We start from the raw sequence: 20,917 nt of genomic DNA on the forward strand, positions 1-20,917 counted from the left end.
CCCCGGCCGCCGTATCGGCCGGGGGGACCAGCCGGGACCTACGTCCCCCGGACCGGGCCTCGGTCGCAGGGACGGGGCCTGCGACCTTCTCCTGCGGTGTCCCTGCGGTGTCCCGGCGGCTCCTGGCGGCTCCCGGCCCTCTCAGACCTTCTCAGAGGCGTTCCGGGGTGCGGATGCCCAGGAGGGTCATGCCCGTGTGCAGGGTGCGGGCCGTCAGATCGCTGAGGAACAGCCGGTTCTCGGCGATGTCCCTCGGCGGCTCGGGCTTGATGACCGGGCACTTGTCGTAGAACGTCGTGAACAGCGACGCCAGTTCGTACAGATACGCCGCCAGCCGGTGCGGGGCGTACTCCGCCGCCGCCTCGGTCACCGTCGCCGCGAACGCGTCCACGTGCAGCCCCAGCGCCCGCTCCGCCGCGTGCAGCTCCAGCTCCGGGTGCGCGGCCGGCCGTACGTCCCCCGCCTTGCGCAGCATCGAACGGATCCGGGCGTACGCGTACTGGAGGTACACCGACGTGTCACCGTGCAGCGACACCATCTGGTCCAGGTCGAACTTGTAGTCCCGGCTCGCCGACGTCGACAGGTCCGCGTACTTCACCGCGCCGATGCCCACCTGGGCACCCCGCTCGGCGATCTCCGCCTCGGACAGGTCCTTCGCCTTCTCCCGCACGACCGCCGACGCCCGCTCGATCGCCTCGTCCAGCAGATCCACCAGCCGTACGGTCTCGCCCTCACGCGTCTTGAACGGCTTGCCGTCCTTGCCGAGGACCGTGCCGAACGCCAGTTGCTGCGCCGTGACGTCGTCGCCCAGCCAGCCCGCCCGGCGGGCCGTCTCGAAGACCATCCGGAAGTGCAGCGCCTGACGGGCGTCCACCACGTACAGCAGCGTGCTCGCCTTCAGCCGGAACACCCGGTCCCGGATGGCCGACAGGTCGGTCGCCGCGTAGCCGAAGCCGCCGTCCGACTTCTGCACGATCAGCGGCACCGGATTGCCGTCCGGCCCCTTGATGTCGTCGAAGAAGACACACAGCGCGCCCTCGGAGCGCACGGCCACGCCGGACTCCTCCAGCAGCCGGCAGGTCTCCGCGAGCATCTCGTTGTAGCCCGACTCCCCGACGATGTCCGCGTCCCGGACCTCCAGGTCCAGCTTCTCGAACACGGAGAAGAAGTAGATCTTCGACTCGTCCACGAACCGCTGCCAGGTCGCGAGCGTGTGCGGATCCCCCGCCTGGAGGTCCACCACCCGGCGCCGGGCGCGCGTCTTGAACTCCTCGTCGGAGTCGAACAACTGCCGGGCGGCCTTGTAGAGGCGGTTCAGATTGGACATCGCCTCCTCACCGCTGGCCTCGGCGTCCTTGTGGTCCAGTTCGTGCGGGTGCTCGTCCAGATACTGGATGAGCATGCCGAACTGGGTGCCCCAGTCGCCGATGTGATGCCTGCGGACCACGTTCTCGCCGGTGAACTCCAGCATCTGGACGAGGGCGTCACCGATCACCGCCGAGCGGAGGTGGCCGACGTGCATCTCCTTGGCCACATTGGGCTGGGCGTAGTCGATCACCGTGGTGCCCGGGTGCGGGGCAAGGGGCACCCCGAGACGGTTCGTCTCGTCGGCGTAGCGCTCCGCGAGGTTGGCGATGATCGCCCGGTCCGTGAGGGTGATGTTGAGGAACCCGGGGCCGGAGACCTCGATGTCCTTGATCACGTCGCCGGTCGTCACCCGGGAGACGACCCGGGTCGCCAGCTCACGGGGGTTCGCCTTCTCCTTCTTGGCCAGCGCGAGGATGCCGTTGGCCTGGAAGTCGGCTCGGTCGCTCCGTCGCAGCAGGGGGTCTCCGACGGTTTCCGGGAGGGTGGCCGTGAGGGCGGAGGACAGCTGTGCTTCGACTGCGTCGCTCAGGGAAGTGACCGAGGGCATGGGGTAGGTGCCGTTCTCCTCGATGGGGCGGATAGACCCGGCCAGTATCCCACGGGGGGTGTAGCGGTTTTCTGGGCGCGGGCCCCTGGGGGCCGCCCGAGGGGGCGCTGAAAAGGGGTTTTCTCCGTTCGCCGCGTTGCTGGGAGAATGTGGGGGTGGCCGGTGACCGTACCCGGTCCGTCTCTGGAGGAAGAAGGACGTGCCGATCGTGGCTCAGAGCACCGAGACCGTCGACTGGGTCTCCCGTTTCGCGGACGAGGTCATCGAGGCGTCGGAGCGTCGGGCCCCGGGCAAACCGGTCGTCGTCGCGTCGGGCCTCTCCCCCTCCGGCCCCATCCACCTGGGCAATCTGCGGGAGGTCATGACCCCGCACCTCGTCGCGGACGAGATCAGGCGGCGCGGGCACCAGGTGCGGCATCTGATCTCCTGGGACGACTACGACCGGTACCGCAAGGTGCCCGCCGGGGTCGCGGGGGTCGACGAGAGCTGGGCCGAGCACATCGGCAAGCCGCTCACCTCGGTGCCCGCCCCCGCAGGGTCCGCCCACCCGAACTGGGCCGAGCACTTCAAGGCGGCCATGGTGGAGTCGCTGGCCGAGCTGGGCGTCGAGTTCGACGGGATCAGCCAGACCACCCAGTACACCTCCGGCGTCTACCGCGAGCAGATCCTGCACGCCATGCGGCACCGGGCGGACATCGACGCCGTCCTCGACCAGTACCGGACCAAGGCCAGGACCGGGAAGAAGCAGCAGTCGCAGAAGCCGGTGGACGAGGCCGAGCTGGAGGCCGCCGAGGGGTCCGGCGCGGCCGGCGAGGACGACGGGTCCCTCGGCGCCGCCGGATACTTCCCGTACAAGCCGTACTGCGGCAACTGCGGCAAGGACCTCACCCATGTCGTCTCCTACGACGACGACACCACCGAGCTGACCTACTCCTGCACCGCCTGCGGCTTCTCCGAGACCGTGCGGCTGAGCGAGTTCAACCGGGGCAAGCTGGTCTGGAAGGTCGACTGGCCCATGCGCTGGGCCTACGAGGGCGTGATCTTCGAGCCCAGCGGCGTCGACCACTCCTCCCCCGGATCCAGCTTCCAGGTCGGCGGGCAGATCGTCGGGATCTTCGGCGGCGAGCAGCCGATCGGACCGATGTACGCCTTCGTCGGCATCTCCGGGATGGCCAAGATGTCCTCCTCGCGCGGCGGTGTCCCCACCCCCGCCGACGCGCTGAAGATCATGGAGCCCCAGCTGCTGCGCTGGCTCTACGCCCGCCGCCGCCCCAACCAGTCCTTCAAGATCGCCTTCGACCAGGAGATCCAGCGGCTCTACGACGAGTGGGACAAGCTCGACACCAAGGTCACCGACGGGGCCGCCCTGCCCGGCGACGTCGCCGCCCACGCGCGGGCCGTCGGGACCGCCACCGGTGAGCTGCCGCGCACCCCGAGGCCGATGCCGTACCGGACCCTCGCGTCCGTCGCCGACATCACCGCCGGGCACGAGGACCAGGCCCTGCGGATCCTCTCCGAACTCGACCCCGAGCAGCCGCTGGAGTCACTCGACGCGGTCCGGCCGCGCTACGACCGGGCCGAGTCCTGGATCAACACCCAGGTCCCCGCCGAACAGCGGACCGTCGTGCGCCAGGAGCCGGACATCGAACTGCTGAAGTCCCTGGACGACCGGGCACGGGACTCCGTACGGCTCCTGCTCGACGGCCTCGCCGACCACTGGTCCCTCGACGGGCTCAGCCATCTCGTCTACGGCGTCCCCAAGGTGCAGGCCGGTTTCTCCGCCGACGCCACGCCCAAGGAACTCCCCGCCGAGATCAAGACCGCCCAGCGGTCGTTCTTCGCCCTGCTCTACCACCTGCTCGTCGGCCGTGACACCGGGCCCCGGCTGCCCACACTGCTGCTCGCGGTCGGGCAGGAGCGGGTGCGGGGGCTGCTCGGGGAGTAGCCCCGCCCGTCCAGCGCTGAAGGGGGCGTCCGGCATCGCGCCGGGCGCCCCCTTCGCCGTACGTCCGTGCCGGACGGCTCGCCGCCGTCAGGCGATGTGGTCCTCCATCAGCTCGCCGTTGAGGCGGGTCGCGAAGTCGTCCATGTACTGGTTCAGTTCCCGGGACTGGAGGCGGATGCTGTACGTGGCCTCCACGTTCGCGGCGAAGGTGCCGGGGGTGGGGATGCCCTCGCCGTCTATCGAGTACTTGAAGACCTCGTACAGCTCGTCGGCCGTGGGCGGCGCCGCCTCCGGGACACCGTCGCCCAACGGCCGCAGTCCGCCCGCCCCGTTCGGTACCTGCATCTGGGGGTCGGGGGTCTCCTCGGCGTACTCCTCGACCGACTCGGGCGCCGTCGCGGGTGCCATCTCGGGCGTCAGCTCGGGCTTCGTCTCGGGTGCCGCCGCGGGCTCGGGGGAGCGCGGGTGGGGGACCGGGAGCGGGGCCTGGATCCGCTCGGACTGCTCGTCGTACCAGGACTGGTGTTCCTGCTCGGGGACGAAGGTCGGGGGCTCGTAGCCGGGGTCGTAGCCACCCTGATACTGCTTCTGCTGAGGGGTGTTGAACCACTGGCTCGGGACGTCGCCGCCGGTCTGCTGCGGGAGCCGGGGGGCGGGGAGCGGGGGTTCACCCTGGGCCTGGGCTTGGGCGTGCGCCTGCGCCTGCGCCGGAGCCTGGGCGTGGTGGACGGCGGGGGTCTGCGTGATCTGCGCCCGGCCGGTCTCCGCCTGGGCGGTGTGCGTCTGGGCGGGGTGCGTCGGGTGCGGGGACTCCAGCTCCGGGGTCGCCGGAGGCGGCGGGATCAGGGCCGGCTCGATGCCCGCCGCCGCCAGACCCGCGGGGGCCGTCTCCGCCAGCGGCACCCCGTACTTGGCGAGCCGCAGCGGCATCAGCGACTCCACCGGGGCCTTGCGGCGCCAGCCACGGCCGTACCGGGAACGCAACCGGGCCTGATAGACCAGGCGTTCCTGCTCCAGCTTGATCACCTGCTCGTAGGAGCGCAGCTCCCAGAGCTTCATCCGGCGCCACAGCAGGAAGGTGGGGACCGGGGAGAGCATCCAGCGGGTGAGGCGGACCCCCTCCATGTGCTTGTCCGCCGTGATGTCCGCGATCCGCCCGATCGCGTGCCGGGCCGCCTCCACCGACACCACGAACAGCACCGGGATCACGCCGTGCATACCGACACCCAGCGGGTCCGGCCACGCCGCCGCGCCGTTGAACGCGATCGTCGCCGCCGTCAGCAGCCACGCCGTCTGCCGCAGCAGCGGGAACGGGATGCGGATCCAGGTCAGCAGCAGATCCAGGGCCAGCAGGACGCAGATGCCCGCGTCGATACCGATCGGGAAGACATAGCTGAAGTTCCCGAAGCCCTTCTGGAGGGCGAGTTCGCGGACCGCCGCGTACGACCCGGCGAATCCGATACCGGCGATGATCACGGCACCGAAGACGACCAGACCGATGAGAACGCGGTGCGTCCGTGTCAGCTCAAGTGGCGCGGCCACCCGTACTCCCCTCCCACTGCGGTTCGTTGCGCGGCCAACAGAGTGGCACATGTGAGCGAAGGACGGGGGGCTGGACCACGGTCAGGTCCGGTTCCCGGGCCGACCCGTCACGGACGGGTGCGGACCGGTCACCGAGGCGGGTCAGGTCTTCGAGGACGACGAGGAGGAAGAGGAGGAAGAGGACGAAGGAGACTTCGTGGAGGAAGGGGACTTCCTGGACGACTCCGGTGCGGCGCCCTGGCCTTCCGAGCCCGGCTCGTCGGTGCTCCCGTCCGTGCCCCCGCCCTCGCTCGCGTTGGCCTTCGTCACCGACGCGATCGCCTCCTTGGCGGCCTTCTTCGCGTCCTTCATCAGATCGCCCGCGCTCGGCGTCTCGTCGCCCGCCAGGCCCGCGCCGTTGTAGTCGAGGGTGACGACCACGTTCTCCACCCGTGCCACGATCGTCTGCTGCTTGAAGTCACCCTCCTTCTTCTTCAGGTCGTAGCGCACGGCCGTCGCCTGGTCGCCGGTGCCGGACAGCGGCTCGGGCTTCATGTTCTTCGCGCCCTCCGCCGCCTGCACCTCCCGCACCTGCTTCTCGTAGTGCTCCCGCGCCAGTTCGTCACCCGCGCCGCGCGTGACATCCGACTCGAAGCGCAGCAACGACACATTGAGCCAGCGGAACTGGGAGCCGTCCACGCCGTTGTTGTCGAGGCTGCTCCAGGAGCAGGTCGCGCGCATCGTCGTGTCGTCCGAGGAACCCTCCTTGCCCTTGGTGCCCTCGGGCACCAGGTCCTCCAGGGTCTTCTTCGTCAGAACGTCGCACACCTCGGGCAGTTGCCGGTACGCGGCGGCCCGCACGGTCGGGGACGGGCTCGCGGAGGTCTCCTGGGCCTTCTCCGACGCCTTCTTCGCGTCGTCCCCGCCGTCGGAGCCGGAGGAGCAGGCCGCCGCCACCAGCATCACGGGAACGGCCGCCGCCCCGAACAGGACCCTGCTCACCCGCCTGGTCCGCTGGTCGCTCCGGTCGGCTCGCTGTGCTCGTCGCTGCATGGTTCCTTCACTCATGACACTTGTGTTCCCTGCCATCGGATCGGGTCCGAGGGGCCACGGTACGCGGTGAGAAACCTGTGCGAACCGTGTTCACCGCCTTCCCGGGCGAACGAGAGGAAGGGTGTGGAACGGGTCACACGCCGTCAGCCGGACAGTGAATTCGCCAGCCGCGAGGCCAGTTTCCTGGCCTTGTCCTGCATTTCCTTGCTGTCGGGTGTCGCGCCCACGGTCGCCGACTGCTCCTCGTACTCGATCGTGACGATCACATTCGACGTGCGGAACGCCACAGTCACCGTCCGCTGCTCACTCGTCGAACCCGAGCCGCTGAGCGCGTCGTCGATGAACGCCACGTCGCCGAGATCGTCCAGGGTGCGGGGGAGGGGGGCGGGGGTGGGATCGGTGGACGGGGAGGTGCCGTCCGCGGGGGAGTCGGGGGAACCGTCGGAAGAGCCGCCGGAGGAGCCATCGGCGGAGTCTTCGGTGGAGCCGCCGGTGGAGCCGTCGGTGGAGCCGGAGGACTCGGAGTCCTCGGGTGTGTCCGCGCCGGAGGGGTCGCTCGCGGGGGACGACGAGCCGTTCGAGGGGGTGTCCGTCGTGTCGGTCGGCTCCGGGAGGTCGGCCGCCTGTTCCTTGGCCGCGTACAGTTCCTGCGCCTGTGCGTCGTCGCTGACGGCGGGGTCGTACGACACCACGCGCTCCAGATCCACCAGGAGGTGGTGGGTCGCGGTGGCCGACTCGACCTTCCAGCGGCAGCCGACCTTGCGGTCCGTGTCGTACGTGAGGGTCGCCTCGCCCTCGTACGCCTCCTCCCGCCCGCGTTCGTCGGGGAGTTCCCTGATGCCGGGGAGCAGCGAGTCGAGGGTCTCCTGGCCGACCGCGCCACAGGGTTCGGGGAGGGTGCGGTAGCGGCCGGGTTCGGCGGCGGCGGTGGCGGCGCCGGTGGTGCCGGGGTTGGAGTCGTCGGACGTGTCGCCGTCGCCCGAGCCGCCGGTGCAGCCGGCCAGGACGGCCGCGAGGAGGGTGGCGACGCCGGGTACGAACGCCTTCCGCTGCACGGTGAGGCTCCTCTCGACGGGGGTGTCGGGGTGGTTCCAGGGGGCCGGTACTCCAGTGTCCCCGCAGGTTATTCGCTTGCCGCGCGCGGGTGGCCACTGGGAACAATGTGTATCGCACGCCGAGCCGTGGGCGCCGGTCCGTTGTCCCTTTCCTTGATCTTGGCGCCGGTTTTGCGATTTCAGTCTTTTGCTTTGAATTCGGGGGTTGGGGGAGAAATGTCGTACGTGGAGGTGCCCGGAGCGCGGGTGCCCATCCGGATGTGGGCCGACCCCGCGTCCGTCGAGGGCGGCGCGATGCAGCAGTTGCACAATGTCGCCACGCTGCCCTGGATCAAGGGGCTCGCGGTGATGCCGGACGTGCACTACGGCAAGGGCGCGACGGTCGGGTCCGTGATCGCGATGCGGGGCGCGGTGTGCCCGGCGGCGGTCGGCGTCGACATCGGCTGCGGGATGTCCGCCGTGCGGACCTCTCTCACCGCGAACGACCTGCCCGGCGATCTCTCCCGGCTGCGGACGCGGATCGAGACGGTGATCCCGGTGGGGCGCGGGATGCACGACAGCCCCGTCGACCCCGCGCGGCTGCACGGGTTCGCGACCGGCGGGTGGGCGGACTTCTGGACGCGGTTCGAGGGGGTCGCGGAGGCGGTCAAGTTCCGTCAGGAACGGGCTGCGAAGCAGATGGGATCGCTGGGCAGCGGCAACCACTTCGTTGAGGTATGTACCGATACATCCGGTTTGGTGTGGCTGATGCTGCACTCCGGCTCCCGCAACATCGGCAAGGAACTCGCCGAGCACCACATCGGCGTCGCCCAGCGACTCCCGCACAACCAGGGGCTGATCGACCGCGACCTCGCCGTTTTCGTCTCGGACACCCCGCAGATGGCGGCGTACCGCAACGACCTGTTCTGGGCGCAGGAGTACGCGAAGTACAACCGTACGATCATGATGGCGCTCCTGAAGGACGTGATCCGCAAGGAGTTCAAGAAGGCGAAGCCCACCTTCGAGCCGGAGATCTCCTGTCACCACAACTATGTGGCGGAGGAGCGGTACGAGGGGATGGACCTGCTGGTCACCCGCAAGGGAGCAATCCGGGCGGGGGCCGGTGAGTACGGGATCATCCCGGGGTCGATGGGCACCGGCTCGTACATCGTGAAGGGGCTCGGCAACGCGAAGGCGTTCAATTCGGCCTCGCACGGGGCGGGTCGCCGGATGAGCCGGAACGCGGCCAAGCGGAGGTTCTCGACCAAGGACCTGGAGGAGCAGACCCGGGGCGTCGAGTGCCGTAAGGACTTCGGGGTCGTGGACGAGATCCCGAGCGCGTACAAGCCGATCGAGCAGGTCATCGAGCGGCAGGGCGACCTTGTGGAGGTCGTGGCCAAGCTCAAGCAGGTCGTGTGTGTGAAGGGCTGACCCTCACATCTCCCGGTGCAGCTTGGTGTTCGATGCCTGGGCTCGGGGGCGGAGGATCAGGAGGTCGACGTTGACGTGGCTGGGGCGGGTCACCGCCCAGGTGATGGTGTCGGCCACGTCGTCGGCGGTGAGGGGGGCCGGGACGCCGTCGTAGACCTTGGCGGCGCGGGCCTCGTCGCCGGCGAAGCGGGTCAGGGCGAACTCGTCGGTCTTGACCAGGCCGGGGGCGATCTCGATGACCCGGACCGGGCGGCCGACGATCTCCAGGCGGAGGGTTTCCGTGAGGACGTGGGCGCCGTGCTTCGCCGCCGCGTAGCCCGCGCCGCCCTCGTACGTGCCGTGGCCCGCCGTCGAGGAGACCACGACCACCGTGCCGTCGCCGCTCGCCTCCAGCTTGGGGAGCAGGGCCTGGGTGAGGTGGAGGGTGCCGAGGACGTTCGTCTCGTACATCCGGCGCCAGTCCTCCGGGTCGCCGCTCTCCACCGAGTCCAGGCCGAGCGCGCCGCCCGCGTTGTTCACCAGGACGCCGATCGTCTTGAACGCCGTCGCGAACTCGTCCACGGCCGCGCGGTCGGTGACGTCCAGCGGGTATGCCGTCGCCTTGCCGCCCGCCGTCGTGATCTCCTCCGCCAGTGCCTCGATACGGTCCTTGCGGCGGGCCGTCAGCACCACCCGGTAGCCGGCCGCCGCGAGGTGCCGGGCCGTCGCCGCGCCGATTCCGCTGCTGGCGCCCGTGATCACGGCGATGCGGGAGGCGGGGGCGATGGGCGTCGTCATTCGAGGCTCCTCGGGGTGGGGATCGGGCTTCAGGGCTGGGGTCGGTCGTCGTCGTGCGTGCGGGCCCGTTGGGCCTGTTCGATGTGCGACTCGGCCCCCGTCTTCACCTGGTGACTGCGTACCGATGGACAGTAGCTCTTCCCAGGGTCGCGGCTGGTGGCGGAGCCGCCTTCAGGAGGCGGTGCCGGTGCTGGTGGTCGCGTAGGTCGTCGGGGGCACGCCGACCGTTCTGGTGAAGTCGCGGATCAGGTGGGCCTGGTCGGCGTAGCCGAGGTCGGCGGCCAGGGCGGCCCAGTCGACGTCCTGGCGGGTACCGGCGTGTTCCAGGGCCTCGTGGATGCGGTAGCGCAGGATGACCCACTTCGGGGGGACGCCGACGTACCCGGAGAAGAGGCGTTGCAGGGCCCGTACCGAGAGGTCGGGGGCGATGTCGGTGACCCGGCGGACGGACCGGTCGGCGCGGATGTGCCGGACCAGGTCCATGGCGAGGTCGGCCTGGGGGTCGGGCGCGGGGGCGAGGGACAGGAGGAAGGTGTCGAGAGCGGTGCGGCGGTCCGTGTCGGTGGGGGCGGTCACGACGGACCGGGCCCGTTCCGGGGTGGCCGCGGGGAAGACCGTCCCGGCGCTCTCGACCCGGCCCGTCCAGTGGCCGGCGGGGCGGCCGGGGGCGTAGGGGCGGAAGCCGCCGGGGCGGAACTTCACCCCGCACACCCGGCCCCGGCCGGTGAGCTTGCGGGTGTAGAGGCCGAGCGGGATGCCGGTGACCTCGGCGTAGGGCGGGCCCTCGTCCTCGTCCCACTGGAAGGTGAGGTTGACCGAGGGGTGCGGGACGATGTGCGAGGCGTAGGGCTCGGGGAGGTCCCAGTCGATCAGCCAGTACGTCTCCACCCAGTGGCGCAGCGGCTCCGCGGGCGGGTGGCGGCGGAAGCGGACGCGGGTCAGCAGCCCGGCGGGGTCGACGATGCCGCGCGTGTCCCGGGACTCGTGGGGGTCGGGGGGCTCGGGGCGGGCTGGGGCCATGGTCGGATCGTACGGCGGGGCTCCGCGCCGCTGCCCCGGCTGTCCCGGGTACCGTCGTGTTTTTTCAAGCTCCGGCCGGGTCGGGTTCCTACCGTCGGTGCCATGGACATCGAGAGCGGGACATCGGGCACGGGCGCGGGCACGGACGTGTACGGGATCGCCGAGTTGCTGGGGATCGCGCGGGAGCGGGCCGTGCCGGTGGTGCGGGCGGTGCCCGACGCGGCGCTCGGCGCGCGGACGCCGTGTGCGGAGTATGACGTGAAAGCGCTGGTCAACCATGTGTTCCAGGTGGTGATCGAGTTCCGGAAGCTGGCCGCGAAGGAGGCGGCGGACTTCTCCGGCGGCATCCCGGACCTGGTGGGGAGCGACCCGGGCTGGCGGGAGCGGTTCGCGGCGGAGACGGAGCTGCTGGTGGCGGCGTGGGCGGCGCCCGGTGCCGAGGAGGGCACGACGGGGGCGTGGCGGATGCCGGCCGCGCTGGTGGGGGCGATGGCGCTGCTGGACCTGACGGTGCACGGGTGGGATCTGGCGCGGGCCACGGGACAGGAGTACCGGGTGGACGAGGGGTCGGCGGCGGTGGTGGAGCGGCTGACGGGGGCGGTCGCCGAGCTGGGGCCGACGGCGCGGTCACAGGGCGTGTTCGGGGAGCCGGTGCCGGTGGCGGAGGGCGCCTCGGGGTTCGAGCGGCTGCTGGCGCTGACCGGGCGGGAGCCGGGCTGGCGGCCGTGAGGAGAGGGAAGGGGAGGGGTTGAGGGGTGGGGGTCCGGGGTGGGAGGTCGGCCGGGGAATAGTGGGCGAGGGGGGTCTGTTCTCCGGGTATAGTTGAACCGTCAACAATCTGGAGGGTGAGCGACCATGCAGTTCGGGATCTTCAGCGTGGGGGATGTGACCCCGGACCCGACCACGGGACGGACGCCGACCGAGCGCGAGCGGATCAAGGCCATGGTCGCGATCGCGCTCAAGGCCGAAGAGGTCGGGCTGGACGTGTTCGCCACCGGTGAGCACCACAACCCGCCGTTCGTGCCGTCCTCGCCGACGACCATGCTCGGCTATGTGGCGGCCCGCACCGAGCGGCTGATCCTGTCCACGTCCACCACCCTGATCACCACGAACGACCCGGTGAAGATCGCCGAGGACTTCGCGATGCTTCAGCACCTGGCCGACGGCCGGGTGGACGTGATGATGGGCCGCGGCAACACCGGTCCGGTCTACCCCTGGTTCGGGCAGGACATCCGGCAGGGCATCAACCTCGCCGTCGAGAACTACGCCCTGCTCCACCGGCTGTGGCGCGAGGACGTCGTCGACTGGGAGGGGAAGTTCCGCACCCCGTTGCAGGGCTTCACCTCGACGCCCCGTCCGCTGGACGACGTACCGCCGTTCGTCTGGCACGGCTCGATCCGCTCGCCGGAGATCGCGGAGCAGGCCGCGTACTACGGCGACGGGTTCTTCCACAACAACATCTTCTGGCCGGCCGACCACACCAAGCGGATGGTCGAGCTGTACCGGAGGCGCTACGCCCACTACGGCCACGGCACGCCCGAACAGGCGATCGTCGGGCTCGGCGGGCAGGTGTTCATGCGGAAGAACTCGCAGGACGCGGTGCGTGAGTTCCGGCCGTACTTCGACAACGCGCCGGTCTACGGACACGGACCGTCCCTGGAGGACTTCTCCGAGCAGACCCCGCTGACCGTGGGCTCGCCGGAGCAGGTGATCGAGAAGACGCTCAGCTTCCGCGAGTACGCCGGTGACTACCAGCGTCAGCTGTTCCTGCTGGACCACGCCGGGCTGCCGCTGAAGACCGTCCTCGAACAGCTCGACCTGCTGGGCGAGGAGGTCGTGCCGGTGCTGCGCAAGGAGTTCGCGGCGGGGCGGCCGGCCGAGGTGCCGGAGGCGCCGACGCACGCGTCGCTGCTGGCCGCCGCCCGCCGGAGCACGGAGCAGGAGGTGACTGCCGTATGAAGCTCGTCGTCGTGGCGGCGGGGCTGAGTGTCCCGTCGTCCACCCGGCTGCTGGCCGACCGGCTCGCCGCCGCCGTCGAGAAGACGGTGCCGGTCGAGGTGCGGGTCGTCGAGCTGCGGGAACTGGCGGTGGAGATCGCACACCACTTCACCAATGGGTTCCCCGGCCCGAAGCTGGGCGCGGCGCTGGACGCGGTGGCGGACGCGGACGGGCTGATCGTGGTCACGCCCGTGTTCACCGCCTCGTACAGCGGGCTGTTCAAGTCGTTCTTCGACGTGCTCGACAAGGACGCGCTGGACGGCAAGCCGGTGCTGATCGCCGCGACCGGTGGCACCGCGCGCCACTCGCTGGTCCTGGACCACGCGCTGCGCCCGCTCTTCTCGTATCTGCGGGCCGCGGTCGTGCCGACCGGGGTGTACTCCGCCTCGGAGGACTGGGGCGCCGAGGGCCTGGACGGCCGGATCGCCCGGGCCGCCGGGGAACTGGCCGCCCTGATGAGCGGGCCGGGCACGACCGCCGTGCCCGCCGGGCGGCGGCCGGTGAGTGGACGCTCACCCGAGCGGGGTCCGGCGGCGGTGTCCGACGCGGCGTTCGAGGTGGTCCCGTTCGAGGAGCAGCTCGCGGCGGTGCGGGCCGGCTGATCCGAAGGGCCGGGGCGGGCCGGCCGGCCGGCTCCGGTGAGAGCCCAGTAAGAAGGCGGCCCCGGAGCCCCGCACCCCGGTGTGGGGCTCCGGGGTTTTGTCACACTGGGGCGGTGGCCCCGACTGTGCTCCTCGCCGAAGACGACCGCGCGATCCGGCACGCCCTGGAGCGCGCCCTCACCCTGGAGGGCTACCGGGTGACCGCCGTGGCCGACGGGGTCGAGGCGCTGGCCAGCGCCCATCGCACCCCGCCGGACGTTCTGGTGCTGGATGTGATGATGCCGGGCATCGACGGCCTCCAGGTGTGCCGGGTGCTGCGTGCCGAGGGCGACCGCACGCCCATCCTGATGCTGACCGCGCTGGTGGAGACCCAGGACCGGATCGCGGGCCTGGACGCGGGGGCCGACGACTATGTCGTCAAGCCGTTCGACGTCGAGGAGGTCTTCGCCCGGCTGCGGGCACTGCTGCGCCGCACGGGCGGAAGCGGAAACGGCAACAACAACGGCAACAACAACGGCAACGGCACCGGCGGTGGTAACGGCGGCGGCGACAGGGCGGTTGATGAGGTGCCGAACCCGGCCGCTGCGGCACGCGCCGTACCCGCCGTACCCTCCGTACCCGCCGCACCCTCGACGCCCACCCCGTCCGCCGTCGCCGCGCGGCAGCTTGTCGCCGCCGGGCTGCGGATGGACCCGGACGCCCGCCGGGTGTGGCGGGACGGGCGGGAGCTGGAGCTGACCCGTACCGAGTTCGAGCTGCTGGAACTGCTGATGCGCAACGCGGGCATCGTCCTCGACCACGCCACGATCTACGACCGTATCTGGGGCTACGACTTCGGCCCCGGCTCCAAGAACCTCGCCGTCTACGTCGGCTACCTCCGCCGCAAGCTCGACGCCCCCGGCGCCCCCCAGCTGATCCACACGGTCCGCGGGGTGGGGTACGTGCTGCGGGAGGACTGAGTGGCAGGGGTGGACGACGGCGGGTGGCGGGGACGGCTCCGGTGGGTCGGGGGCCGGCTGCGCGGGGTGTCACGGCGGGTCCGGCGCGGTGGGGCCGGGGCCTCGGGCGCCGGTGGGCTGGTGTCGCTGCGGGCCCGGTTCGCGATGTCGTTCGCGCTGGTGGCCGCCGCCGTCACCGTCGTCGTCGGGCTCCTCTCCTACAGTGCCGCGGCCCGGCTGCTGCGGGTGGACCAGCAGTCCGTCTTCGACGAGGTGGTCAAGGACCTCCAGGGCGAGGTGCGGGAGCGGCGGATGTCGCCCCGGGACTTCTCCTCCTCCGCGCCGGGCCACGACCTGGTCCGGCCCGCCCGCACCGATGTGCAGGTGCTGGGGCCCACGGGCGGGGTGGTGGACAAGGGCAGTCCTGGGCTGCCGGTGGTCGCCTCGGACGTGGTGGTCGCCGCCGCCCCGGACGCGGGGCACCTCGTGGTGCACGAGGAGGTCGACGTCGGGGACGACGTGTACCGGGTGGCGACCGTCGCGCTCGGTGAGGGCCGGGGCGCGGTCCAGGTCGCGCAGGAGTTCAGCGACACCGAGGATCTGCTGCGCAGCCTCCAGCGGCGCACCCTGCTGGTGATGGCGGCGGTCGTCACCGGTGCCGGGCTGTTCGGCTGGTGGCTGGCCCGGCGGATCACCCGGCGGCTGGTGATGCTGACCTCCGCCGCCGAGGCTGTCGCCCGCACCCGGCGGCTCGGGATCGACGTCCCCGTCTCCGGCACCGACGAGGTGGGGCGGCTCGGCCGGGCCTTCGACCGGATGCTGGGCCGGCTCGCCCAGTCGGAGGACGACCAGCGCCGGCTCGTCCAGGACGCGGGGCACGAACTGCGCACCCCGCTGACCTCGCTGCGGACCAACATCTCCCTGCTGCGCCGGATGGACGAACTGCCGCCGGAGGCGCGCGAGGAACTGGTCGCCGATCTGGGGCTGGAGGCGCGGGAGCTGACCGACCTGGTCAACGAACTGGTCGATCTGGCGGCGGGCCAGTCCGACACCGAGCCGCCGCAGCGGGTCGACCTCGCCGATCTCGCCGAGGACGTGGCGGAGGTGGCGCGGCGCCGCACCGGGCGGCGGGTCGTGGTCAGGGCGGGCGGCCACACCGTCACCGGCGGGGGCCGGCCGCAGATGCTGACCCGGGCGCTGACCAACCTGGTGGAGAACGCGGCCAAGTTCGACCGGGACGGCAGCGCGCCCATCGAGATCGTGGTCGCCGGTCCCGCCCGGCCCGGCACGGTCCTGGTGGAGGTGCTGGACCGGGGGCCGGGGGTCGCCCAGGCCGATCTGGAGCGGCTCTTCGACCGGTTCTTCCGCACCGCCGACGCCCGCGCCCTGCCCGGCTCCGGGCTCGGTCTGTCCATCGTCCGCGAGGTGGCGCTGGCCCACGGCGGCGCCCCGTTCGCCCACCGGCGTGAGGGCGGGGGCTCGGTGATCGGGTTCACGGTGGGCGGGGGAGCGGCGGCGCACGGGGCGGACTAGGGTCTGTCGTTTGGATCAGCCTGGCTATGAGGAAACGGCGCTGCTCGGCGACCCCGCGACGCCGGGATGATCCAAACGACAGACCCTAGGGCTGAGCGGGCCCTTCTCCGCCCGCACTCCGGCGCCTTTCCGTACCCCGGCCCCTTTTCGCACCCCGGTCTCTTCCCGGACTCCGGATGCTTTTCGGACTTCGGTTCCTTTTCGTGGCGCCCGTCGAAGCCCGCTGATCGTTTAGCGTGCTCCGGGCGGGATGCGCGGTGGATTCCGGGAACACGGTTTCCCGGTCCGGCGCGGGCCCCGCCGAAAGGCCCGTACCGCTGCCATGACCGACCCGGCTCTCGTACACGGGCGGACCTGGCCGTCGTAAGGGAAACGCAAGGGCCGGACCGCCGAGTTCAGGAAGTCGGACAGGGAATCGGATGAAGCCACGCGTCGATCTGCTCACCAAGGAATATCCGCCGGAGATCTACGGCGGAGCCGGAGTCCATGTCGCGGAACTCTCCCGGGAATTACGGAAACGGGTCGCGCTGCGCGTGCATTGCGTCGGGGCGCCGCGCGACGAGCCCGGGGTGTTCGCGCATCCCGAGCCGGACCTCGGCCCGGAGGCGGGCGCGGCGCTGCGGACGCTGGGCGCGAACGTGTCCATGGCGGCGGGCTGCGCGGGCGCCGACCTGGTGCACAGCCACACCTGGTACGCCAACGCCGCCGGGGCGCTGGCCAAGGTGCGCTACGGGATCCCGCATGTCGTCACCACCCACAGCCTGGAGCCGCTGCGGCCCTGGAAGGCGGAGCAGCTCGGGGGCGGATACGCCCTGTCGTCGCTGGTGGAACGGACCGCGCTGGAGCAGGCGGACGCGGTGATCGCGGTGTCCGCGGCGATGCGCGCCGACATCCTGCGGGTCTACCCGGGGGTGGATCCGGCGCGGGTGCGGGTGGCGCACAACGGGATCGACACCGCCGTGCACGCCCCCGACCCGGGCACCGGGGCGCTGCGCCGGCACGGCGTGGACCCCGGCCGGCCCATCGTGCTCTACGTCGGCCGGGTCACCCGGCAGAAGGGGCTGCCCCAACTGCTGCGCGCCGCGTTCGCGGTGGACCCGGCGGCCCAGTTGGTGCTGTGCTGCGGGCAGCCGGACACTCCGGAGATCGCCGCGGAGACCGCCGTACTCGCCGATGAACTCGCGGCCCGGCGCGGGGGTGTCGTACGGATCGACGGGATGCTCGACGCGGTGTCGCTGCGGCAACTGCTCACCCACGCCACGGTGTTCGTGTGCCCCTCGCTCTACGAGCCGATGGGCATCGTCAATCTGGAGGCCATGGCGTGCGGTACGGCGGTGGTGGCGACGGCGACCGGGGGGATACCGGAGGTGGTGGTGGACGGGGAGACCGGGCTGCTGGTGCCGGTCGAGCAGCGCGACGACGGGACCGGGACGCCGCTGGCGCCGGAGCGGTTCGCGGCCGATCTCGCCGCCGCGATCAACCGGCTGCTGGCGGAGCCGGAACGGGCCCGCGCGATGGGCGCGGCCGGGCGGGCCCGCGCCGAGCACAGCTTCGGCTGGGACCGGGCGGCCGACGCCGTGCACTCGATCTACCGGGAGGTGCTGGAGGGGTGACGCGGGGACGGGGGGAGATGCCGGCGGGGTGGTGACGCGGGGACGGTGGGGAGGGGCGGGGGGCGACCTCAGGGAGTCCGTTCGAATGCGTTGACCCGCCCACCCGGGGCGCCGCTACGTTCGCGGACATGTCGGAAGCGCACTCCCCGTCGCCCCCGTCGATCGCGCCGGCCGCGTCGACGGTTCGGCACGGCGAGACCCGGGTCACCACCCTGGAGCTCTTCTTCGACCTGGCCTTCGTCTTCAACTTCACCCAGCTCGCCCGGCTGCTCAGCGACGACATGACCCCCCGGGGGCTGTTACAGGTCCTGCTGATCTTCTGGCTGCTGTGGTGGATGTACGGCGGTTACGCCTGGCTGACCAACCATCTGCCGCCGCACCGCCGGCGGCATCGGCTGCTGCTTCTGCTGGGCATGGCCGCGTTCCTGGTGCTGGGCCTCGCCACGCCCAACGCGTTCCACGGCGACGGGATCGCCTTCGGCGTGGGCTATCTGCTGATCGTGGCCGTGCACGCCGCGCTGTTCGCGTTCGGCGGGCCCAGGGCGGCCCGGAACATGCTGCGCATCGCCCCGTTCCACACGGCCGCCGCCGGGCTGATCATCACCGCCGGTTTCCTGGACGGCACCCTGCCCTATCTGCTGTGGGGCGGGGCGGTGCTGCTGGAGGTCGTGGCGCCGGTGGTGACCGGGGTGTCGGGGTTCCAGCTGCGGCCCGGTCACTTCGTGGAGCGCCACGGACTGCTGATGATCATCGCGCTGGGCGACTCGTTCCTCGCGCTCGGCATCGGCATGGACGGGGGCCAGGCCGGGCTGTCGGTGGTCACCACCGCGGTGCTGATCTTCGTCATCCCGGCCTGTCTGTGGTGGGTGTACTTCGACGAGTCGGAGAAGGCGCGCCGGGCCGAACTGGCGCTGGAGCGGCAGAGCAGTCCGCGGCGCTCCCGGCTGGCGCTGAGCGCGTTCTTCTACGCCCATGTGCCGATGCTGCTGGGGCTGATCCTGGTCGCCTCGGCCGTGAAGAAGACCATCGTGCATCCCTTCGCCCCGCTGGACCTGGCGCCCGCGCTGGCGCTGGCGGGCGGGGTCTCGCTGTATCTCGCGGGCATCGCCTGGTTCCACGGCATCCTCAAGATCGGCCCGCAGCGCTTCCATCTGGTGGCCTCGGTCGCCGCGCTCGGCGCGGTCGCCATGGGCCGGTACACCAGCGCCGTCGGCGAGGTCGTGCTGCTCGGGCTGCTCATCGTCGCCGGGCTGGTCAGCGAGCACCGCTGGTCCCGGCGCCTGGACCGGCCCGCCCCCGGTCCGCCCACCGGGAGCCCCGCTCCTGTCCCCATCCCCCCGCCGCCGCGCGTCGGCGCACAACCGGAGGTACCCCGCCCATGAGTTCCGTGGCCGACCGCCTGGACGTCATCGACACCTGCACCCGTATGGCCTGGTTCATCGACGCGGCCGAATGGGATGCGCTGGAGAGCGTGTTCGCCGACGAGATCCAGCTCGACTACACCAGCCTGAACGGCGGTGAACCCGCCACCGTGACCGCCAAGGGGCTGGTCGCCGCCTGGTCGGGGCTGCTCGGCGCCTTCGCCACCACCCAGCATCTGCTGAGCAACTACCTGGTGGACGTGGACGGCGACACCGCCGTGGCCACCGCCATGTTCCAGGCCACCCACCGGATGCCCAACGAGCACGGCGGGCCGCTGTGGACCCTCGGCGGCAAGTACCGCTTCGAACTGGTGCGCACGGACGCCGGCTGGCGGATCAGCGGCATCGTGATGACGACGACCTGGGCCGACGGGAACCAGCAACTGCTGACCCTGGCGGCACAGGCGCAGAGCGCCCAGGGCGGTTGATCCAGAGCGGCTGATCCAGAGCGGCTGATCCGGAGCGGCTGATCCGGAGCGGAAAGGGGGCCGGGGTGAAGTCAGGAAGTCAACCACCCATTCCTTGCCGCGGGTTGAGCGGACCACGAATCATTTTTCCGGGAATTCCCGCGCGGCCGTTCGGCACCCGTGCCCCTGTCGAGGAGACGTCATGAGCAATACGACCGAAGAGACCAGGAAAGTCGCCCAGCAGTGGTTCGACGCACTGACCGGAGGCGATTTCGAGACGGCGCTGAACACCCTGGACGAGAACGTCGAGTGGATCAACTACGCGCCCGTTCCCGGCTACAACGACGACATGAAGTGGATCGGTACCGTCCACGGCCGCGAGGCGGTGCTCGGCACCCTCCAGGTCTTCACCGGCGCCGTCGACGTGAAGTTCGAGAAGCTGGTCAACCTGGTGGTCGACGGCAACCAGGCGGCCGGGGTGATCAGCGAGGTCTCCGTCGTCAAGGAGACCGGCGTCGAGTTCCAGATCGAGTTCGTCCAGTGGCTCACCGTGAACGACGGGAAGATCACGCGCTGGAAGTCGTACACCGACCCCTCCCAGATCATCCGCGCGCTGCGGGGCGACACGACCGGTGACACGAGTGCTGCGGAGGCCGTCCGATGAGCGCCGAGCTGATCGCCGCCGTGCGCGGCGGGGACACCGCCGCCGTGGAGCGGCTCCTCGCCGCCGGGGCCGACCCGAGCGCCCGGGACGACGCCTCCGGGCTGACCGTGCTGATGATCGCCGCGGGGCAGGCCGACCCGGCGTCCGTGCGGGCGCTGATCGGGGCCGGCGCCGATGTGCTGACCGCCGACCGCCGCGGGGGCGCCACCGCGCTGCACAAGGCGTGCCAGGGCGGCAGCCTCGACGTGGTGCGGGCGCTGGTGGAGGCGGGCGCGTTCGTGGACGCCATCGCCCCGACCACCGGGCACAGCGCGCTGATGGACGCCCTCTGGTACAAGTACCCGGACATCGCGGCGTACCTGCTGGACCAGGGCACCTCGCTGAAGATCTACACGCACTACGGGTTCTCGCTGGAGGAGCACTTCCAGTACGAGCTGAACGTGAACACCTTCGGCAAGGACAAGCTGCTCCGGGCCGAGCGGCATCTGAAGGACCGCAAGGCCGCCGACGACGCGGCGATCGCCCGCCAGGAGCTGATGGCGGCGACCGCCGAGGGCGACACCGACCGGGTGCGCAAGCTCCTCGCGGACGGTGCCGAGGTGGACGAGCGCTACCCCAACGTGGGCGGCTTCAACGACAGTCACACCCCGCTGCTGGTCGCCTCCCGCGACGGCCACGACGAGATCGTACGGCTGCTGCTCGCGGCCGGCGCCGACGTCAACGCCGTCGAGCCCACGTTCGGCGCGGTGCCGCTGCACAAGGCCGTCTACAACGGGCACGCCGGCATCACCGCCGACCTGGTCCGCCAGGACGGCATCGACCTGGACTTCATCGGCGCCACCAACGGCTACAGCCCGCTGCACGACGCCCTGTGGCACGGCTACGAGGACTGCGCGCGCACCCTCGTGGAGGCGGGCGCCCGGCTCGACCTGGTCGCCCACGACGGCAAGACCGCGCTCGACCTGGCCGTGGAGGTGTTCGGCGCGGGCCACCCGCTGGCCGAGCAGATCCGCGACCGCGCCCAGTAGCCCAGTAGCCCAGTAGC

18 protein-coding genes are annotated in these 20,917 nt (G+C 71.3%); 12 read left to right on the plus strand and 6 right to left on the minus strand.

Annotation, left to right across the window (positions count from 1 at the left end; translation table 11 throughout):
• Nucleotides 1-151: 151 nt before the first annotated feature.
• Complete coding sequence (argS, locus tag ACIQNG_RS00110; RefSeq protein ID WP_401481814.1) at nucleotides 152-1,915, minus strand: arginine--tRNA ligase; 1,764 nt, start codon at nucleotides 1,913-1,915, stop codon at nucleotides 152-154.
• Nucleotides 1,916-2,114: 199 nt separating this feature from the next.
• On the opposite strand from argS, the gene lysS reads away from it, so the two are divergent.
• On the plus strand, nucleotides 2,115-3,860 hold the full coding sequence (gene lysS / locus ACIQNG_RS00115) for a lysine--tRNA ligase (RefSeq protein WP_401481817.1): 1,746 nt from the start codon (nucleotides 2,115-2,117) through the stop codon (nucleotides 3,858-3,860).
• Between the two features lie 87 nt (nucleotides 3,861-3,947).
• Here the strand turns inward: lysS and ACIQNG_RS00120 are convergent, their stop codons facing one another.
• The 3 genes from ACIQNG_RS00120 to ACIQNG_RS00130 all read right to left on the minus strand — a co-directional run bounded on the left by ACIQNG_RS00120 (nucleotide 3,948) and on the right by ACIQNG_RS00130 (nucleotide 7,489).
• Nucleotides 3,948-5,402: a DUF2637 domain-containing protein gene (locus ACIQNG_RS00120; RefSeq protein WP_401481820.1), complete on the minus strand. Its 1,455-nt coding sequence runs from the start codon at nucleotides 5,400-5,402 to the stop codon at nucleotides 3,948-3,950.
• A gap of 141 nt (nucleotides 5,403-5,543) precedes the next feature.
• Nucleotides 5,544-6,449: a DUF3558 family protein gene (locus ACIQNG_RS00125; RefSeq protein ID WP_401481822.1), complete on the minus strand. Its 906-nt coding sequence runs from the start codon at nucleotides 6,447-6,449 to the stop codon at nucleotides 5,544-5,546.
• A 128-nt stretch (nucleotides 6,450-6,577) separates the two neighbouring features.
• Complete coding sequence (locus ACIQNG_RS00130; RefSeq protein ID WP_401481824.1) at nucleotides 6,578-7,489, minus strand: DUF3558 domain-containing protein; 912 nt, start codon at nucleotides 7,487-7,489, stop codon at nucleotides 6,578-6,580.
• Nucleotides 7,490-7,705: 216 nt separating this feature from the next.
• On the opposite strand from ACIQNG_RS00130, the gene ACIQNG_RS00135 reads away from it, so the two are divergent.
• Entirely contained in the window at nucleotides 7,706-8,899 is a 1,194-nt protein-coding gene (locus tag ACIQNG_RS00135) for an RtcB family protein (protein ID WP_401438651.1), read from the plus strand.
• A 3-nt stretch (nucleotides 8,900-8,902) separates the two neighbouring features.
• Here the strand turns inward: ACIQNG_RS00135 and ACIQNG_RS00140 are convergent, their stop codons facing one another.
• Both ACIQNG_RS00140 and ACIQNG_RS00145 read right to left on the minus strand, forming a co-directional pair.
• Nucleotides 8,903-9,676, minus strand: coding sequence for an SDR family NAD(P)-dependent oxidoreductase (locus ACIQNG_RS00140; RefSeq protein ID WP_401481826.1), 774 nt, complete (start codon nucleotides 9,674-9,676; stop codon nucleotides 8,903-8,905).
• Between the two features lie 171 nt (nucleotides 9,677-9,847).
• Nucleotides 9,848-10,696, minus strand: coding sequence for a DUF6597 domain-containing transcriptional factor (locus ACIQNG_RS00145; RefSeq protein WP_401481828.1), 849 nt, complete (start codon nucleotides 10,694-10,696; stop codon nucleotides 9,848-9,850).
• Between the two features lie 102 nt (nucleotides 10,697-10,798).
• Between ACIQNG_RS00145 and ACIQNG_RS00150 the strand changes: the two genes are divergently transcribed.
• The 10 genes from ACIQNG_RS00150 (at nucleotide 10,799) to ACIQNG_RS00195 (ending at nucleotide 20,900) form a co-directional block, all read left to right on the plus strand.
• Nucleotides 10,799-11,425 carry a TIGR03086 family metal-binding protein gene (locus ACIQNG_RS00150; RefSeq protein WP_401481830.1) on the plus strand — a complete coding sequence of 209 codons (627 nt, stop codon included), beginning with the start codon at nucleotides 10,799-10,801 and terminating at the stop codon, nucleotides 11,423-11,425.
• Nucleotides 11,426-11,551: 126 nt separating this feature from the next.
• A complete protein-coding gene (locus tag ACIQNG_RS00155; RefSeq protein WP_401481832.1) occupies nucleotides 11,552-12,655 on the plus strand; it encodes an LLM class flavin-dependent oxidoreductase in 1,104 nt (367 codons plus the stop codon).
• Nucleotides 12,652-13,296 carry an FMN reductase gene (locus ACIQNG_RS00160; RefSeq protein ID WP_401481834.1) on the plus strand — a complete coding sequence of 215 codons (645 nt, stop codon included), beginning with the start codon at nucleotides 12,652-12,654 and terminating at the stop codon, nucleotides 13,294-13,296. The genes ACIQNG_RS00155 and ACIQNG_RS00160 overlap by 4 nt, the downstream gene beginning before the upstream one ends.
• Nucleotides 13,297-13,409: 113 nt before the next feature.
• Nucleotides 13,410-14,255, plus strand: a complete 846-nt coding sequence (locus ACIQNG_RS00165; RefSeq protein ID WP_401481836.1) for a response regulator transcription factor — start codon at nucleotides 13,410-13,412, stop codon at nucleotides 14,253-14,255.
• A 66-nt stretch (nucleotides 14,256-14,321) separates the two neighbouring features.
• Nucleotides 14,322-15,767, plus strand: a complete 1,446-nt coding sequence (locus tag ACIQNG_RS00170) for an ATP-binding protein (RefSeq protein ID WP_401438717.1) — start codon at nucleotides 14,322-14,324, stop codon at nucleotides 15,765-15,767.
• 419 nt (nucleotides 15,768-16,186) lie between these two features.
• Nucleotides 16,187-17,380 carry a glycogen synthase gene (glgA, locus tag ACIQNG_RS00175; RefSeq protein WP_401481838.1) on the plus strand — a complete coding sequence of 398 codons (1,194 nt, stop codon included), beginning with the start codon at nucleotides 16,187-16,189 and terminating at the stop codon, nucleotides 17,378-17,380.
• Nucleotides 17,381-17,508: 128 nt separating this feature from the next.
• Nucleotides 17,509-18,762, plus strand: a complete 1,254-nt coding sequence (locus tag ACIQNG_RS00180; RefSeq protein ID WP_401481840.1) for a low temperature requirement protein A — start codon at nucleotides 17,509-17,511, stop codon at nucleotides 18,760-18,762.
• Entirely contained in the window at nucleotides 18,759-19,229 is a 471-nt protein-coding gene (locus tag ACIQNG_RS00185) for a nuclear transport factor 2 family protein (protein WP_401438624.1), read from the plus strand. Before ACIQNG_RS00180 ends, ACIQNG_RS00185 begins: the two co-directional genes overlap by 4 nt.
• A gap of 181 nt (nucleotides 19,230-19,410) precedes the next feature.
• Complete coding sequence (locus ACIQNG_RS00190) at nucleotides 19,411-19,872, plus strand: nuclear transport factor 2 family protein (protein ID WP_401438621.1); 462 nt, start codon at nucleotides 19,411-19,413, stop codon at nucleotides 19,870-19,872.
• Nucleotides 19,869-20,900: an ankyrin repeat domain-containing protein gene (locus ACIQNG_RS00195; RefSeq protein ID WP_401481843.1), complete on the plus strand. Its 1,032-nt coding sequence runs from the start codon at nucleotides 19,869-19,871 to the stop codon at nucleotides 20,898-20,900. The genes ACIQNG_RS00190 and ACIQNG_RS00195 overlap by 4 nt, the downstream gene beginning before the upstream one ends.
• Nucleotides 20,901-20,917: the final 17 nt, after the last annotated feature.

Source organism: Streptomyces sp. NPDC091377 (assembly GCF_044757045.1).
Taxonomy (GTDB): Bacteria; Actinomycetota; Actinomycetes; order Streptomycetales; family Streptomycetaceae; genus Streptomyces.

Bases quoted from the DNA above. Each gene is read 5' to 3' on its own strand.
- argS (WP_401481814.1), bottom strand. From the start codon at position 1,915: ATGCCCTCGGTCACTTCCCTGAGCGACGCAGTCGAAGCACAGCTGTCC.
- ACIQNG_RS00135 (WP_401438651.1), top strand. From the start codon at position 7,706: ATGTCGTACGTGGAGGTGCCCGGAGCGCGGGTGCCCATCCGGATGTGG.
- ACIQNG_RS00180 (WP_401481840.1), top strand. From the start codon at position 17,509: ATGTCGGAAGCGCACTCCCCGTCGCCCCCGTCGATCGCGCCGGCCGCG.
- ACIQNG_RS00140 (WP_401481826.1), bottom strand. From the start codon at position 9,676: ATGACGACGCCCATCGCCCCCGCCTCCCGCATCGCCGTGATCACGGGC.
- glgA (WP_401481838.1), top strand. From the start codon at position 16,187: ATGAAGCCACGCGTCGATCTGCTCACCAAGGAATATCCGCCGGAGATC.
- ACIQNG_RS00145 (WP_401481828.1), bottom strand. From the start codon at position 10,696: ATGGCCCCAGCCCGCCCCGAGCCCCCCGACCCCCACGAGTCCCGGGAC.
- ACIQNG_RS00150 (WP_401481830.1), top strand. From the start codon at position 10,799: ATGGACATCGAGAGCGGGACATCGGGCACGGGCGCGGGCACGGACGTG.
- ACIQNG_RS00195 (WP_401481843.1), top strand. From the start codon at position 19,869: ATGAGCGCCGAGCTGATCGCCGCCGTGCGCGGCGGGGACACCGCCGCC.
- ACIQNG_RS00185 (WP_401438624.1), top strand. From the start codon at position 18,759: ATGAGTTCCGTGGCCGACCGCCTGGACGTCATCGACACCTGCACCCGT.
- ACIQNG_RS00125 (WP_401481822.1), bottom strand. From the start codon at position 6,449: ATGAGTGAAGGAACCATGCAGCGACGAGCACAGCGAGCCGACCGGAGC.
- ACIQNG_RS00160 (WP_401481834.1), top strand. From the start codon at position 12,652: ATGAAGCTCGTCGTCGTGGCGGCGGGGCTGAGTGTCCCGTCGTCCACC.
- ACIQNG_RS00190 (WP_401438621.1), top strand. From the start codon at position 19,411: ATGAGCAATACGACCGAAGAGACCAGGAAAGTCGCCCAGCAGTGGTTC.
- ACIQNG_RS00155 (WP_401481832.1), top strand. From the start codon at position 11,552: ATGCAGTTCGGGATCTTCAGCGTGGGGGATGTGACCCCGGACCCGACC.